Source organism: Sphingobacterium sp. UBA7253, from assembly GCF_002472745.1.
Classification (GTDB): Bacteria; Bacteroidota; Bacteroidia; order Sphingobacteriales; family Sphingobacteriaceae; genus Sphingobacterium; species Sphingobacterium siyangense.
The window spans coordinates 3087-3788 of sequence record NZ_DKSP01000129.1; the positions used below are offsets into that span (position 1 = coordinate 3087).

Annotated in this window: 2 protein-coding genes; both read right to left on the bottom strand. The window is 37.2% G+C overall.

The window, feature by feature from the left end:
* Positions 1 to 202, bottom strand: a 202-nt coding sequence (locus B2X72_RS13210) for an adenylyltransferase/cytidyltransferase family protein (protein ID WP_286849839.1), incomplete at its 3' end; no start/stop codon positions are given.
* A gap of 15 nt (positions 203 to 217) precedes the next feature.
* Positions 218 to 700 (bottom strand): adenylyltransferase/cytidyltransferase family protein, encoded by a 483-nt coding sequence (locus tag B2X72_RS13215; protein WP_083663667.1) that lies wholly within the window; start codon positions 698 to 700, stop codon positions 218 to 220.
* Between the last annotated feature and the right edge of the window lie 2 nt (positions 701 to 702).

Here is a 702-nt window from a genome sequence, read left to right on the forward strand (position 1 = left end):
CATCAACAAATTGACAACCCTCCAATTTGATAAACCGTTCAACCATTGTTTGTGCTGCATCTTGGGATTCAGCATTCTGTATGTTTGAATCGGTTTTAAGTCCTACAACCAAATAATCACATTTGCTCTTAGCTTCCTGTAGTGCAACAATATGGCCCACATGTAACATGTCGAATACGCCGAAAATAATACCTACGTTCATATATTCATTATTAGTTTATGCATTTATACGTTTTAAGGCGTAGTTAACTCCCTCATTTATGTTCACGACAGAACCCGGACTGACTCTTTCTTTCGATGCAATTATTCGGCGTAAAGAAGAACTCGAAAACCTGTTTTCCCGTCTATTGAAATACAATTCTATTCCTTTTTCTTCGCAATATTGCCTTCCTGTAAATGCTTTATCCATATATTCATCGCCTAAAATCCGCACATGTATTTTGAACGAACGTAGTACATCTTCCAGATCCTGTTCTGTTGCATATGGAATAATCATATCTACATGTTTACATGCCTTTAATTGCATATAGCGTTCAAATACAGATTGTGTTGGTTTGTTTTTCTCTGGACGATCAAGTGTTGGATCGGTTTGTAGGCCGCAGATCAGAAAGTCGCAATGTTCTTTGGCATCTTCGAGCATTTTAATGTGACCTGCATGGAGCAGATCAAAAGCAGAAAACGTAATTCCTATTTTTTTCATTT